This is a genomic window from Macrococcus hajekii (genome assembly GCF_004359505.1).
In the GTDB taxonomy this organism is placed as follows: Bacteria; Bacillota; Bacilli; order Staphylococcales; family Staphylococcaceae; genus Macrococcus; species Macrococcus hajekii.
The window spans coordinates 1-239 of record NZ_SCWE01000057.1 but is presented as its reverse complement, the minus strand read 5'-3'; the positions used below and the strand labels follow the sequence as shown (position 1 = coordinate 239).

The 239-nt window shown below is 38.5% G+C and carries 1 pseudogene; it reads right to left on the bottom strand.

Annotation, left to right across the window (positions count from 1 at the left end):
* A pseudogene (locus ERX37_RS11355) lies at positions 1-187 on the bottom strand (restriction endonuclease subunit S); the annotation flags it as partial.
* Positions 188-239: the final 52 nt, after the last annotated feature.

Here is a 239-nt window from a genome sequence, read left to right as displayed (position 1 = left end):
TATCACTCTTCTCAATATTCTCTGAACGGACGTAGAAAGGATATTTTCCGTTAACTGATTTATCTTTTGTATTTCCCTTACCTGTCGAGACTTCACACATGTCTTCAACCTTACGCTGTTCCCAAGCGGGTGCGTTTTCGAACTCTTTGAACCGTCTTTTTGGTATATTTTCGTTTTTTTCGCTCATTTATTTCACCACTAACTGCGACATCAACTCTTTTAATGATTTTTCTGCCGCT